The 13,551-nt window shown below is 66.6% G+C and carries 12 protein-coding genes; 4 read left to right on the forward strand and 8 right to left on the reverse strand.

From position 1 onward, the window contains the following. Nucleotides 1-59: 59 nt before the first annotated feature. The 5 genes from ACOTSS_RS18805 to ACOTSS_RS18825 form a co-directional block, all read right to left on the reverse strand. The gene (locus ACOTSS_RS18805) at nt 60-1,268 is read right to left on the reverse strand and encodes a hypothetical protein (RefSeq protein WP_448689476.1); all 1,209 of its coding nucleotides are present in this window, start codon (nt 1,266-1,268) and stop codon (nt 60-62) included. A 122-nt stretch (nt 1,269-1,390) separates the two neighbouring features. Continuing rightward, the gene (gene lepB, locus ACOTSS_RS18810; RefSeq protein ID WP_448689477.1) at nt 1,391-2,209 is read right to left on the reverse strand and encodes a signal peptidase I; all 819 of its coding nucleotides are present in this window, start codon (nt 2,207-2,209) and stop codon (nt 1,391-1,393) included. 189 nt (nt 2,210-2,398) lie between these two features. Beyond that, a complete protein-coding gene (tldD, locus tag ACOTSS_RS18815; RefSeq protein WP_448689478.1) occupies nt 2,399-3,841 on the reverse strand; it encodes a metalloprotease TldD in 1,443 nt (480 codons plus the stop codon). Nucleotides 3,842-4,140: 299 nt separating this feature from the next. Continuing rightward, the gene (locus tag ACOTSS_RS18820; protein WP_448689479.1) at nt 4,141-4,692 is read right to left on the reverse strand and encodes a DUF4402 domain-containing protein; all 552 of its coding nucleotides are present in this window, start codon (nt 4,690-4,692) and stop codon (nt 4,141-4,143) included. 137 nt (nt 4,693-4,829) lie between these two features. Continuing rightward, a complete protein-coding gene (locus tag ACOTSS_RS18825) occupies nt 4,830-5,027 on the reverse strand; it encodes a zinc-finger domain-containing protein (protein WP_448689480.1) in 198 nt (65 codons plus the stop codon). Between the two features lie 107 nt (nt 5,028-5,134). Between ACOTSS_RS18825 and ACOTSS_RS18830 the strand changes: the two genes are divergently transcribed. Genes ACOTSS_RS18830 through nadB form a run of 3 tightly spaced genes read left to right on the forward strand, consistent with a single transcriptional unit; the run spans nt 5,135 to nt 7,942 of the window. Continuing rightward, a complete protein-coding gene (locus ACOTSS_RS18830; protein ID WP_448689481.1) occupies nt 5,135-6,058 on the forward strand; it encodes an ABC transporter ATP-binding protein in 924 nt (307 codons plus the stop codon). Next, nucleotides 6,051-6,359 carry a hypothetical protein gene (locus ACOTSS_RS18835; RefSeq protein ID WP_448689482.1) on the forward strand — a complete coding sequence of 103 codons (309 nt, stop codon included), beginning with the start codon at nt 6,051-6,053 and terminating at the stop codon, nt 6,357-6,359. The genes ACOTSS_RS18830 and ACOTSS_RS18835 overlap by 8 nt, the downstream gene beginning before the upstream one ends. Further along, nucleotides 6,356-7,942 carry an L-aspartate oxidase gene (nadB, locus tag ACOTSS_RS18840; protein ID WP_448689483.1) on the forward strand — a complete coding sequence of 529 codons (1,587 nt, stop codon included), beginning with the start codon at nt 6,356-6,358 and terminating at the stop codon, nt 7,940-7,942. Before ACOTSS_RS18835 ends, nadB begins: the two co-directional genes overlap by 4 nt. 166 nt (nt 7,943-8,108) lie before the next feature. On the opposite strand, the gene ACOTSS_RS18845 is transcribed toward nadB, so the two are convergent. The 3 genes from ACOTSS_RS18845 to ACOTSS_RS18855 are packed head-to-tail and all read right to left on the reverse strand — an operon-like array spanning nt 8,109 to nt 11,867. Then, nucleotides 8,109-9,311: a M20 metallopeptidase family protein gene (locus ACOTSS_RS18845; protein ID WP_448689484.1), complete on the reverse strand. Its 1,203-nt coding sequence runs from the start codon at nt 9,309-9,311 to the stop codon at nt 8,109-8,111. Between the two features lie 27 nt (nt 9,312-9,338). Then, nucleotides 9,339-10,658 carry a DUF6438 domain-containing protein gene (locus ACOTSS_RS18850; RefSeq protein WP_448689485.1) on the reverse strand — a complete coding sequence of 440 codons (1,320 nt, stop codon included), beginning with the start codon at nt 10,656-10,658 and terminating at the stop codon, nt 9,339-9,341. Nucleotides 10,659-10,694: 36 nt separating this feature from the next. Continuing rightward, a complete protein-coding gene (locus ACOTSS_RS18855; RefSeq protein WP_448689486.1) occupies nt 10,695-11,867 on the reverse strand; it encodes an acyl-CoA dehydrogenase family protein in 1,173 nt (390 codons plus the stop codon). A gap of 132 nt (nt 11,868-11,999) precedes the next feature. Here ACOTSS_RS18855 and ACOTSS_RS18860 point away from each other — a divergent pair, with 132 nt between their 5' ends. Continuing rightward, a complete protein-coding gene (locus ACOTSS_RS18860) occupies nt 12,000-13,283 on the forward strand; it encodes a dipeptidase (protein ID WP_448689487.1) in 1,284 nt (427 codons plus the stop codon). Nucleotides 13,284-13,551 lie beyond the last annotated feature (268 nt).

Consider the following 13,551-nt stretch of genomic DNA (forward strand, 5'->3'; position numbering starts at 1 on the left):
CCCTCCTCTGAAGAGGAGGGGGTGCAACTGTTCCGCAGACGAGCGGGTCGTGAGCCCCCTCAGCACGCCCCATCGGGGAGCGGGATGCCGAGCGGGCCCTTGCACTTCTTTTTCTTGGGCTTTTCGGCAGGCGCGCTGCCCTCGCCGCCGCCCATCGCGCCCATGCCGCCGAAATCGGCACCGACCATCAGCATCGTGTGCGAGCGGAAGCGCACCTTCGCGGTCCAGTCGATATTCCACGCGACCTTGCCCGCGGGCTTGGGCGGGTAGGCGAAGTTCGCCTCGGGCCCGAAGGCGTTGAGATTGCCGATCATCATCTCGCCCGAGGCCTTCTTGACCTCGGCCGGAATCTGGCAGCTCGTCTGGCTCGGCGGCATCACGATCTTTTGCGGGATCAGCTTCGCGACGGTCACGGGCGGCAGCCAGTCCCAGAGGCCGCCGCCGAACTCGCGCGACGCGCTGCTCGTCCACCACACCATGTCGCCGCTGCCGCCGCGGTCCATGCCCCCGATCGTCCAGGCGACATAACCGGTCGCGTTCTGGACCGGGTTCCAGCGGATCATCACCGACCCGTCGCCCTGCGCCGCGGTCGAGGCCTGGAGCGGGTCCATATAATCCTGCGCGAGGGTGAAGTTGATGTCGGAGCCGACATTGCTCGCGACGCGATGCGCGCCGAGCAGTGAACTGTCTTTCGACGGCGGCTTGCCGCCCTTGCCGTTCGGCCAGTCCATGTAGGAGCGGCTGTTCGCGGCCGACACCTCGCGGGCCACCGGCACGGCGGTCGAGAAGAGGCCGGGCGGCACCTGCCCCGCCGCGACCTTGGCGAAGTCGATGACGACCGGTTGCCCCGGTCCCGCCTTCGCGCCGCAGCCCCAATAGAGGAGCAGGCGGCCCTTCGGGCGCTCGAATTCCGTCGTATAGCTTCCCTCGCGGCGCTCGGGACTGATCAGCGGCACCGATTTGCCGAGCCGGGCCTGCGGCTCGAAATAATGGTCGCCCTTTGGCGGCGGCGCGCCGGGCGCTTGGTCGGAGCCGAGGCGGAGCAGGAGCTGGTGCGCGACCGCCTTGTCGGGGCCGCCCCCGAACATCATGCTCATCGCCCCGCTCATGCCACCCTTGCCGCCGCCCATCGCGGCGAAGCCCGACATGGTCGCGACATCCATTTCATAGCGTTCCTTGGGGCCGGTCGTTTTTTGTGCCGAGCCGGGAACGGCGGCGAGCGCAGTGGCGAGAGCGGTGACGGAAAGCAGGTGCAGAATCGAACGCATAAATGTCCTCCCATAGCCGGGAGAACCCCCGGCGGACGATGCGGCCCGAATCTGTTCTTGTCGTTCAAGCGCCTATACGCTGGCGCGACGCGCGCGCCAAGTGAGGCGGGTCACAGGGCGGGTCAGCGAAGGGTTTCGCCAATCCGGCTGCGGTCGCCACTCCAGAACAGGAACAACGGTCGGCCGACGATGGCGCGCTGCGGCACAAGGCCAAGGCCGAACCCGGCATCGCCGAACCGGCTATCGGCGGATAGGTCGCGATTGTCGCCGAGCAGGAAATAATGGCCGGGCGGAATCCGGATGGGGGCGAAATCGTCCTGGGCGAAATCACCGCAGTCGAGCGTCAGATAGCCCGACGAGCCGGCGCGCGGATATTCGCGCAGCACGGCGCCATTGCCGGACATGCGGCATCCGGAGGGCGTGGCCCCTTCGCTGCGGACGGCGAGCGGCCTGCCGTCGATACGCACCACCCCGCGGGCCAGCGATACGGTTTCTCCGGGCAGCGCGATCACCCGCTTGACGAACTCCGTCTTGCCCTTTTCGACTATCAGCATGTCGCCGCGGCGGATCGTGCCGGAGGCACCGATCCGGGCGACGAACCTGTCGCCGGGGAGCAGGGTAGGCCGCATGGACTCGGAAGGTATATTGAAATTGCGATAGTGCCGCCGCGCATCGTCCACCAGCCATTGTGACCAGACGAACAGCGCGACGGCGATCACCGCGAGGACGTACCAGCGCGAGGCAGCGGGCAACGGATCGGCGATGGCGCGCGCGCGGCGAAAGGTCGCGATGATCGATCCCAGGCCGACCACGAGCCAGTAGGCGAGCGCGATGATCAGGATCGCGGCGAAGGCGCCGAAGCTCAGCGGCGGGCCGAACCGGTACCAGATCGCCAGAAGGAGGGGCATTGCGAAGGCGCATGCCAGCGCGATCCACGCCATCCGGCGTTCGCCGATGCGGAGCAGGCCCAGGCCAGGACCGAGAATGTTGAGCGCCGAGACGCCCAGCCGTGCGGCGAGCCCCCGCCGCTTCCGCGCATCGACCCCGTCGTTCCCAGCCATTTCCCCCCTTTCGCTCCCTCATGCCGAACGCGGCGGCCGGCCGCCCCGCTCTCACCCGTCGCTCATCGGCTAGGCCGTGCCGCCCACGGTCAGCCCGCTGACCAGCAGGGTCGGCTGGCCGACGCCGGCGGGGACGCTCTGGCCGCCCTTGCCGCAGACGCCGATGCCCTCGTCGAGCGCCATGTCGTCCCCGATGCCGGTGACCTTGGTGAGCACGCTCGGGCCGTCGCCGATCAGGGTGGCGCCCTTGATCGGTGTGCCGAGCTTGCCGTTCTCGATCTTGTAGGCTTCGGTGCAGGAGAAGACGAACTTGCCCGAGACGATGTCGACCTGCCCGCCGCCGAAGCTCTTGGCGAAGATGCCGTTCCGGACGCGGCCGAGCAGCTCGGCGGGATCGTCGTTGCCGCCGCGCATGAAGGTGTTGGTCATCCGCGGCATCGGCGCGTGGGCGAAGCTCTCGCGGCGGCCGTTGCCGGTCGGCGCGACGCCCATCAGCCGGGCGTTGAGCCGGTCCTGCATATAGCCCTTGAGGATGCCGTCCTCGATCAGGATATTCTCCTGCGTCGGGGTGCCCTCGTCGTCGATGCTGAGCGAGCCGCGGCGCCCGCCGCCCACCGGGCTGGCGATGCTGCCGTCGTCGATCACGGTGACGCCCGGCGCCGCGACGCGTTCGCCGATTCGCCCCGAAAAGGCACTGGTGCCCTTGCGGTTGAAATCGCCCTCGAGCCCGTGGCCGACCGCTTCGTGGAGCAGCACGCCGGGCCAGCCGGGGCCGAGCAGCACGGTGAACTCGCCCGCGGGGGCGTCGACCGCGCGCAGGTTGACCAGCGCCTGCGTCAGCGCCTCGTCGATCGCGCGGTTCCACTGCGCTTCCTCGAAGAGATGGTCGTACATATAGCGGCCGCCGAGGCCGAAATAGCCGCTTTCGCGCCGGCCATTCTCCTCGACCACGATCGACACGTTGAGGCGGACGAGCGGGCGCACGTCGGTCGCGAGGAAACCGTCGGCGCGGACGATCTCGACCACCGACCAGCTTCCCGCCAGCGTCACCGACACCTGCGCGACGCGCGGGTCGCGCGCGCGCGCGGCGGCGTCGACCTGCTGACAGAGCGCGACCTTCTTCGCGAAGGGGATGAGGTCGAGCGGGTTCGCCTCGTCATAGAGGTGGCGGTTGGTGCGCGGCGGGGGGGCGGCGGGCGCCTGCTTCGCGGGGTCGAGCAGCGCCAGCGTCTCGGCGGCGCGGCGGATCGCGCCGGCGCTGATGTCGCTCGCATGCGCGAAACCCGTCATCTCGCCCGACACGGCGCGCAGGCCGAAGCCCGCGTCGGTCGAATAGTCGGCGGTCTTGAGCCGCCCGTCGTCGAATCCGAAACTCTCGGTTGCGCGATACTGCAGGTAGAGTTCACCGTCGTCGGCCTTGGCGAGCGCCTCGCGCGCAAGGCTCTGCGCGAGATCGGGGTCGAGCGCGTCCGCGCGATAGAGGAAGCGGCGGGGATCGGTGGGGCTTGTCATGCGGTGGATATAGGCATGCGGGGCGGCGCGCGCAAAGGGCATCGCTGCGGCGGGAGATTGGCGGATAATGCCGGGGAGCGCTTTTGGATGGAGAGTGGACCCTGCCCCCCTTCGTCATTCCCGGATCAAGTCCGGGATGACGAGGATGGAAAGGGTGCGTTCCGGTGGATGACAGTGCTTGGTGATCCCCGGCGAAAGCCGGGGCCCAGGGCGTTGGAGAGCCGGCGCTGCATGGTGACACTCTTGACCCCGGCTTTCGCCGGGGATCACGTCGGATATGATGGCGGCGAAAACCGCCCCTACAGATAGTTGACCGTCAGCGTGAAGCTGCCGCTGTAATCGCCCGTGGGCTGGTTCGGCGGTACGGTGAGCGTGCCGCCGATATAATAGGTCTGCACCCCGCTCGGGAACAAAGTCGCGCCCGGGCCGAGCAAGGTGATGCCGCCGCCGCTCGTCGATACGGCGCGGGTCAGCGTCGCGGTCATCGACGGGCCGCCGCCGGCGCGGGTCAGCGTCACCGAATTGCTGCCGCTGACGATCAGCAGCAGCCAGCCGCCGGTCCCCTGGAATATCGCGCGCTGCGCGCCGCCGCCGACGGGGGTGACGCCGCCGCTGGTCGCGCGCGCGCCGGTGACCGGGTCGATCGTCACCGTGCCGGCGGCGCCGCTGATCAGCGTGCCGAAGTCGAGATCGTCGGTTTTGACGAGCGTGTTCGGACGGACGACCGCCGCGGTCGCGGTGCCGCTCTGCTCGGCCGCCTGCGCGGGCGCGGCGAGCGCGCCGGTGGCGGCCGCAATGGCGATGAGGCGGCGCATCATCGCGCCGCGGCGGCTGGTCTCTCGAATCCCCACGATTCTGCTCCTGTCTGGCACAGGCCTATGCCAGCCGGACATGAGCCGATGATGCAGGAGTTTGGTAAAGAGCGGCTTTACCTTTGGGTCGGCGACACTCGCCGATGCTCAACCTTTGTCGGCGATCCCACCGAGTCTCAGCTTTTGTCGGCGATCCCGCCGACGAGGATGAAGCGCCGGTCGCAATAGCCGCAGTCGACGAAGCCGTCCTCGGGGTCGATCTCGAGCCAGACGCGCGGATGGCCGAGCGCGGCGTTGGCGAGGCCGTCGCCGGTGCCGTCGCAGGCGATGCGGGTCTTGGGCGTGCGGATCGTTTCGGGTGCGGGCTGGGTCATCGACCGCGCCCATAGCAAGCGTCTCGCGGCTCGGCAATCGGCTGTGCGGCGGCGGCCCCGCGACGTGCCTCTTTCGCCCCCGCCCCGGCATCGCTATGGAAGCCGCCATGACCGAAGCCGCCATCCGCATCGACGCCGTTTCCAAAATCTACGCCGGCGGCAAGCAGGCGCTCGACGAGGTCAGCTTCGACGTGCCGCGCGGGGAGATTTTCGGGCTCCTGGGACCGAACGGCGCGGGCAAGTCGACGCTGATCAACATCCTCGCGGGACTGGTCAACAAGACGAGCGGATCGGCGAGCATCTGGGGCTTCGACATCGACGCCGACCCGCGCAACGCCAAATATTCGATCGGCATCGTGCCGCAGGAAATCGTCTTCGATCCCTTTTTCACGCCCTTCGAGACGCTGGAGAATCAGGCCGGGCTCTATGGCGTGCCCAGGGATCGGCGCATTTCGGACGACCTGCTCGCCGCGGTGCATCTTGCCGACAAGCGCGATGCCTATGCCCGTACCTTGTCGGGGGGGATGAAGCGCCGCCTGCTCGTCGCCAAGGCGATGGTGCATTCGCCGCCGATCATCGTCCTCGACGAGCCGACCGCGGGGGTCGACATCGAGCTTCGCCAGCAGCTTTGGGAATATGTGCAGTCGCTCAACGATCGCGGCGTCACCGTGGTGCTGACGACGCATTATCTCGAAGAGGCCGAGGAGCTGTGCGACCGCATCGCGATCATCAACCATGGCAGGCTGATCGCGAACAAGCCGACCCGCGAGCTGGTCGACATGGCGCGCGAGAAGGTGGTGCTGGTGACGCTCGACGCCGACGTCACCGTGCTGCCGTCGCATCCCGCCTTCGACAAGGTCGAGCGCGAGGGCGAGCGGGGCCTTGCGATCAGCTACAACAAGGACCGGGTGAACGCGGGTGAAGTGCTCGCGGCGGTGAACGCGATGGGGCACGGCATCGTCGACGTCTCGACCCGCGAGGCCGATCTGGAGGATGTGTTCCTGAATTTGACGCGGGCGGCGAATGACTGAAGCTGCATTGCAAGCCTGTCCGATCTGCGGAGCTTCGGTAAGGGAAGCCCCCCGTTATCCGGACTATGTGTGCGGCGATTGCTATCAGCGAATTGCCGATGAAGCAGGTCGGGCGATAAAATATCACAATGCTTCGCCCGGTGCCCCGAATCTGATCGAAAACCTCACGGCAAGCTATGCGGACGGCAGCCCCTATATGTCGCAGACTTGCTTTATCGACGGTATTGCCTGTCGCGCCGATGAGGCGCGCTTCGGAGGCATAGTCGTTCGCCCCCTTAAGAAAACAGGACCACCGGGATGACAGAGACAACCTCCCACGACGTCATCATCGTCGGCTCCGGCGCGGCCGGCCTCACCGCCGCGATCGCGCTCGCCGATCATTGCCGCGTGCTCGTGCTCGCGAAGGGCGAGCTGACCGGGGGGTCGACCGCCTGGGCGCAGGGCGGGATCGCGGCGGTGCTCGATGCGGGCGACACGTTCGAGAATCATATCGAGGACACGATGGTCGCGGGGGCGGGACTCAACCGGCGCGAGACGGTCGAGTTCGTGGTCGAGAACGCCCCGCACGCGATCGAGCGGCTGATCGAGATGGGGGTCGCCTTCAACAAGGAGGAGGGCGCGCTCCACCTGACGCGCGAGGGCGGGCATTCGCACCGCCGCATCGTCCATGTCGACGACGCCACCGGCTGGGCGGTGCAGGCGGCGCTGCTCCGGACCGCCGAGGCGCATCCGAACATCACCCTGCTGCCGGGGCAGGCGTGCATCGACCTGATCACCGGCCGGCACGAGGAACGCTATTCGGGGTCGGGGCGCGTCTGGGGCGTCTATGCGCTCGACGAGGCGACGGGGAAGGTCCACGCGCATGTCGGGCGCGCGACGATCCTCGCGAGCGGCGGGGCGGGGCGCGTCTATCAATTCTCGACCGCCCCCAGGGGCGCGACCGGCGATGGCATCGCGATGGCGTGGCGCGCGGGCTGCCGCGTCTCCAACATGGAGATGATGCAGTTCCACCCGACCTGCCTCTACAATCTGGAGGTCAAGAATTTCCTGATCACCGAGGCGGTGCGCGGCGAGGGCGGTATCTTGAAGCATCCGGTCACCGGGCATCGCTACATGCCCGACTACGACCCGCGCGCCGAACTCGCGCCGCGCGACATCGTCGCGCGCGCCAACGACGATCAGATCAAGCGTTTCGGGCTCGATTACGTCCACCTCGACATCAGCGACAAGGACCCCGATTTCGTCGCCGGGCACTTCCCCAACATCTACGAAAAGCTGCTGACGCTCGGCATCGACATGACGAAGCAGCCGATCCCGGTGGTGCCGGCCCAGCATTATACCTGCGGCGGGGTGCTGATCGACCTCGACGGGCGCACCGACCTTCCCGGGCTCTATGCCGCGGGCGAGGTGACCGAAAGCGGGCTGCACGGCGCAAACCGCCTCGCGTCCAACTCGCTGCTCGAATGCTTCGTCTTCGGCGAGGCGGCGGCGAAGCATATCGCCCGCCACTGGGACGAGCTGGGCGCGCCGCCGGCGATCCGGCCGTGGGACGAAAGCCGCGTCACCGATTCGGACGAAGAGGTCGTCATCAAGCAGAACTGGACCGAAATCCGCCGCTTCATGTGGAACTATGTCGGCATCGTCCGCACCACCAAGCGGCTCGAGCGCGCGCAACATCGCATCAACATGCTGTCGGGCGAAGTCGGCGAATATTACGGCCATTTCCGCGTCACGACCGACCTGATCGAGCTGCGCAACCTGCTCCAATGCGCCGAACTGATCGTCAAGAGCGCACTCCACCGCAAGGAAAGTCGCGGGCTGCACTATACGCTCGACTATCCCGAGCTGGCGGCGGAGGCGGTCGATACGGTGCTGGTGCCTTGAGGCTGGTGTAGGGATTTGTTTCGCGCAAAGACGCAAAGAGTTGGCCTGAAACCGATGTCGCCTGCCTGTCGCGCGTAGCGCCAGTCGGGAGGCAGCCTGCAGCGGCACGGGACGCGCGCAATTGGTAGTCTTCTTTGCGCCTTCGCGCCTTTGCGTGAGATTGTATCTACGCAAACCCCTCGTTCAAGAACCGTTCCGCCAGCGCCGCGTGCAGCGCCGCGCCGCGGGCCATGACGCTTTCGTCGAGGACCATGCGGTTCGAGTGGAGGCCGCAGCAGGCGCGCCAGTCGCTGCCCGCCTCGCTCGCGCCGAGCCAGAACATCGCGCCGGGGACCTTTTCGAGGACGTAGGAGAAATCCTCGGCGCCCATCACCGGATTGTCCATCGTCAGCCAGGCGGCCTCGCCGAAGGTTTCTTCGACGACCGATTGGCCGAAGGCGACGGCGCGGCTGTCGCAGATGGTGACGGGGAAGCCTTCCTCTATATGCACCTCGGCGGTGCAGCCGTGCGCTTCGGCGATCGCGGGGGCGAGGCGCCTCAGCTCCTGCGCCACCATCGCGCGGCGGTGCGGCGACAGGGTGCGGATCGTGCCGAGCATCTCGGCGGTTTCGGGAATGATGTTGTTCGTCGTTCCCGCCGCGATCTTGGCGATGGTGATGACGGCGGGATCGAAGACCGAGATGCGGCGCGTCACCATCGTCTGGATCGCGGTGACGATCGCGCAGGCGACGGGGATCGGATCGATCGCATCCTGCGGCATTGAGGCATGGCCGCCTGCGCCCTTGACCGTGATCGACAGCACATCCGACGAGGCGAGCAGCGGCCCTGCGCGTCCCGCGAAGACGCCGTGTGGAGCGTTGGGCATGATGTGGAGCGCGAAGGCGGCGTCGGGGAGCGGGTCGATCAGCCCGTCCTGCAGCATGAAGCGCGCGCCGTGATGCCCCTCCTCGCCGGGCTGGAACATGAACATCACCGTGCCCGCCAGCCGGTCGCGCGCCGCGCACAGCAGCTTCGCCGCGCCGACGAGCATCGCGACATGGGTGTCGTGCCCGCAGGCGTGCATCGCGCCGCTGGTTTCGGAGGTGAAGTCGAGCCCCGTATCCTCGACCAGCGGCAGCGCGTCCATATCGCCGCGCAGCAGCACGGTGCGCCCGTTGGCAGGCCCGCGCAGGATCGCGATCAGCCCGGTGGTCGACGGCCCTTCGCGAAATTCGAGCGGCAGCCCGGCGAGCGCCTCCTTGATCTTCGCGAGCGTCTTGGGGTTCTGTAGCCCGAGTTCGGGTTCGCGGTGAATGGCGCGGCGAAGGTCGACGAGATCGTCGAGGAGGGTCTCGGCCTCGGTGGGCCAGCTGCGTGTCATTTCGTCCATTGAGACTGTCTCCCGAATCAGCGCGTTTCACTGGCCATGGTCATCGAGCCATCGGGCGACCTTCGGCATCCGCCGTTCTTTCGTCAATTCGCGCAAACTCTTCCCATCCTCGTCGCGGCCGGCGGCGCTTGCACCATGTTGCAAATGACGGAGCACGATTTCATCGGCCCACGAACTGAATACCGCGCTGCGGCCCTTTCGGTTTTTTACCGTTCCGTCCGCTTTGTTGGCGTAAAGCAAATCGAGCAGCGTGATATTCTCGACTCCGAATATTGCGGTTTCACCTCTTGTGTCAGGGCGGTTCGGATTGGCTCCGTGGCGCAACAAGTGACGGGCGGTTTCGACGCGTCGGTCTTCGTCATAGTCGCAGGCATAGCTGTCCGAGAGCGCGGCGAGCGCGGTTCGGCCGCTTTCCTCAAAATCCTCATTCAGGCTTGCCAGATATGGATCGGGCGCGGGATCGGGTCGCTTCACGGTTCCCGGCAGGTCGAGCGGGATTTTGAGCCGGGCGGCCATATCGACAAGAGCCGGTGAGCAGCCCGCGGCGCCGTCGGCGAAAATTTGGCCGGCTTCCGCGCTGCCCAACTGCTCAAGCCACCCGATTTTGGCAAGCCGTGCCAGCGTTTCCGGTCGGCCTCTCTCCAACGCTTGATGGGTAAGCTCCGCGCCGACGATGCCGTCGTCGCGGTCGCCATAACGAAACGCCTTGTCCAAGGGCAGTCCGCGATCAATCATGCCGGTCAGCATGCCATCCTCGGCATCGCGACGTGCTCCGAATACGGCAACGGCACTTGCCAGATCGGAGCGATAGTCAAAGCCCTGCTTGTCGAGCCACGGCAGGAGCGACTTGGTTCCGCGAACCCAACGTTCGGTGCCTGCGGCCCTGTCTATCGCGTCTTCCAACGCCTTGATCGACGTCGGCATCCCTGCCTTTTCGCCGACATAATCCTCGATTGTTTTCTTGCCATTGCCGGTATCGATCGTCACGAAATAGGTCGGGTTGTCGGTGACAGGGTAGTTATAGGCATCCTTGAGTTCGAAAAATCGGGCCTTGCGGATCTGTGCGACCAGATCGTCGACCGCCTTTTCGGATATTTTGTCGATGTGACGTCCGGGAAACAATATGCCCCTGTCGAAGTCGACGATTTGGTCGATTGCAGGAGCGCCATCGTCCAGATCGCGGCTCTGAAAAACGACGTTGCCATGCCCGTCAATGCTGACAAGATACGCTGGGCACGATCCGAAACAGCCGGTGCGCTCCAACGAAATTTTCAGCTTTTCCCGATCGATAGGCGGCGTCCGGTCAGGCCGAGCGCATGCCGACATGCACAAGGACAAAATGGTCATCGCAAGGACGCGCAGGGCTGGGCCGAGTCGCACCGCTCATCGCCCCCCGAACAATTGCCGTCCCGCGAGGTCGAGCATGATTTCCTCGCTGCCGCCGCCGATCGCGTTGACGCGGACCTCGCGGTAGATGCGCTCGACCTTGCTGCCCGTGATATAGGACGCGCCGCCGAGGATTTGCGCAGCTTCGCGGGCCACCGATTCGAGCATACGGGTCGCCTGTACCTTCAGCATCGCGAAATCGGCGGGGCGGGCCTTGTGCTCCTTCACCTGCCAGGCGGCGAGGTCGACCCACGCCTGGGTCGCCTCGATCTGGCGCTCCATGTCGGCGAGCTTGATGCGGATCGACTGGTGGCCGACGAGCGGACGCCCAAAGGTTTCGCGGTTCTGCGCCCATTCGGCCGCCTCGGCCATCGCGACGCGGGCGTAGGCGCAGCAGCCCATCGCCATGCCGAGCCGCTCGCTGTTGAAATTGCGCATGATGCCGATGAAGCCGCCATTTTCGGGACCGATGAGGTTAGTGGCGGGGACGCGGACGTCGCCGAAGTGGATCGCGGCGGTGTCGCTGCAGCGCCAGCCCATCTTGTCGAGCCGCGTCCGCTCGACGCCGGGCGACGCCATGTCGATGAGCAGCAGCGAGATGCCCGCGGCGCCCGGCCCGCCGGTACGCACCGCACAGGTCAGCCAGTCGGCGCGCATGCCGCTGGTGATGAACATCTTGCCGCCGTTCACGACATAATGGTCGCCATCCCTCACCGCGGTCGTCTTGAGGTTGGCGACGTCGCTGCCGCCGCCCGCCTCGGTGATGCCGAGCGCGATGATCCTTTCGCCCGCGAGCACCGGCGGCGCGACGCGTTGCTTCAGTTCCTCGGAGCCCAATGCGAGGATCGGCGGCAGGCCGATGCCGTGCGTCATCAGCGACGCGCCGAGGCCCCCCGCGCCGACCGCGGCGAGTTCCTCGGTGACGACGAGGCTGTGGAAATTGTCGAAGCCCTCGCTGTGCCCGCCATATTGTTCGGGATAGCGCAGGCCGAGGATGCCGGCTTCGGCGGCCTTTTTGTGCAGCTCGCGCGGCAGCTCGCCTTCGGCCTCCCAGCGATCGATATGCGGCGCGATCTCGCGCACGACGAAGCGGCGGACGCTCTGCGCCAGCGCTTCGTGGGTTTCGTCATAATAGGGCGAACGGGCGCGCCAGTCGTCGAAGGCGGTCATGGCGCGATGCTGCGCGCGATTGACGTGAGCGTCAAGTTGGACCGGTTCGAAGCGCCGCCCTTGCCTTCAGCTTGGGGGTTGGTGCCAAATATACGGGGTCGATTTCCGGCTTATCTTCTTTAAGGTCGCGCCATGACAAAGACCGTCCTGCTCGCCGGCCTCGCCGCACTCGCCCTTGTCTCCACCCCCGCCGCCGCGCAGCAGTCGCCCGAGGCGGTTGCCGAAGCCGCGCTCAAGCGCGCGCCGGTGTTCGACGGGCACAACGACGTGCCCTGGGCGCTGCGCGGGCGGCTCGGCAATGTCATCAATGGCTTCGACTTCGTCGACACGACCGACACCGCCGAGCCCGACCGCGATCCGCCGCGGATCGCGATGCACACCGACCTCACCCGGCTGCGCAAGGGGCATGTCGGGGCGCAATTCTGGTCGGTCTACGTCCCTTCGAACGACGACGAGGACGAGGCGGTGCGGCAGACGATCGAGCAGATCGACGTCGCGAAGCGGCTGATCGCGCGCTATCCGCAGGACATGATGCTCGCGGCCAATGCGGCCGAGCTCGAAAAGGCGATGAAGGCGGGCAAGGTCGCCGGGATGCTGGGAATGGAGGGCGGGCAGTCGATCGGCTCGTCGCTCGCCGTGCTGCGCCAGATGTACGCCCTCGGCGCGCGCTACATGACGCTGACGCACGGGCGGAACACGCCGTGGGGCGACAGCGCGACCGACGCGCCCGAGCATGACGGGCTCACCGATTTCGGCCGTCAGGTGGTCGCCGAGATGAACCGCATCGGGATGATCGTCGATTTGAGCCACACGAGCCCGGCGACGATGAAGGACGCGCTCGCGGCGTCGAAGGCGCCGGTGATGTTCAGCCATTCGGGCGCGCGCGGGGTCAACGACCATCCGCGCAACGTCCCCGACGACGTGCTGCCGCTGGTCAAGGCGAACGGCGGCATCGTGATGATCGTCTTCCTGCCCGGCTTCCTCGACCCCGCAGTGCGCGCGCGCGAGCTCGACCGCGCCGCCGAAAAAGCGCGGCTCGACGGACAATATCTCGGCAATCCCAAGGGCGCCGCGGCGGCGCTGCAGGCGTGGGATGCGGCGCATCCGGTGCCCAGGACGCAGATCGCGAAGGTCGCCGACCATATCGACCATATCAAGGCGGCGATCGGCGTCGACCATATCGGGCTCGGCGGCGATTATGACGGTATGGATTCGGCGCCGGTGGGGATGGAGGATGTCGCGGGCTATCCGGCGCTGTTCACCGAACTCGCGCGGCGCGGCTATACGCAAGCCGAGCTCGAAAAGATCGCGAGCGGCAACATGCTGCGTGTGCTGAAGGGGGTCGAAGCCTATGCCGCGAGCCGGAAGGGCCAGCCGCCGATCGAAACGCCGGTGGCGAAAAAGGCGAAGGATTGACCCGATCCGTTCGTCCTGAGCCCATCTGGAGTGCGTTCGGTTTTGATGGAATCAAAACCGGCACTCTAGATTCTTGTTTTACCGTGTTTTCCGAGTCGTCAGGTGATTCCACCTGACTTGAAAACACTCTAAGCAGCGTCTTGCTTGCGGCGTCAAAAGCAGGAGCGGCGCCCTTCGATAGTCTGCAAAACAGACGCTCAGGACCGGCTTCGACAAGCGCAGGGCAGGTGGCTTCGTAGTCGATATCCGGCAAGATGAACCCAAAAGG

Source organism: Sphingopyxis sp. NJF-3 (assembly GCF_053514865.1).

What these genes read in the sequence shown, in the direction of transcription:
- ACOTSS_RS18805 (WP_448689476.1), bottom strand. Translation starts at nt 1,268, where the DNA reads ATGCGTTCGATTCTGCACCTGCTTTCCGTCACCGCTCTCGCCACTGCG.
- lepB (WP_448689477.1), bottom strand. Translation starts at nt 2,209, where the DNA reads ATGGCGTGGATCGCGCTGGCATGCGCCTTCGCAATGCCCCTCCTTCTG.
- tldD (WP_448689478.1), bottom strand. Translation starts at nt 3,841, where the DNA reads ATGACAAGCCCCACCGATCCCCGCCGCTTCCTCTATCGCGCGGACGCG.
- ACOTSS_RS18825 (WP_448689480.1), bottom strand. Translation starts at nt 5,027, where the DNA reads ATGACCCAGCCCGCACCCGAAACGATCCGCACGCCCAAGACCCGCATC.
- ACOTSS_RS18830 (WP_448689481.1), top strand. Translation starts at nt 5,135, where the DNA reads ATGACCGAAGCCGCCATCCGCATCGACGCCGTTTCCAAAATCTACGCC.
- ACOTSS_RS18835 (WP_448689482.1), top strand. Translation starts at nt 6,051, where the DNA reads ATGACTGAAGCTGCATTGCAAGCCTGTCCGATCTGCGGAGCTTCGGTA.
- nadB (WP_448689483.1), top strand. Translation starts at nt 6,356, where the DNA reads ATGACAGAGACAACCTCCCACGACGTCATCATCGTCGGCTCCGGCGCG.
- ACOTSS_RS18845 (WP_448689484.1), bottom strand. Translation starts at nt 9,311, where the DNA reads ATGGACGAAATGACACGCAGCTGGCCCACCGAGGCCGAGACCCTCCTC.
- ACOTSS_RS18850 (WP_448689485.1), bottom strand. Translation starts at nt 10,658, where the DNA reads ATGACCATTTTGTCCTTGTGCATGTCGGCATGCGCTCGGCCTGACCGG.
- ACOTSS_RS18855 (WP_448689486.1), bottom strand. Translation starts at nt 11,867, where the DNA reads ATGACCGCCTTCGACGACTGGCGCGCCCGTTCGCCCTATTATGACGAA.
- ACOTSS_RS18860 (WP_448689487.1), top strand. Translation starts at nt 12,000, where the DNA reads ATGACAAAGACCGTCCTGCTCGCCGGCCTCGCCGCACTCGCCCTTGTC.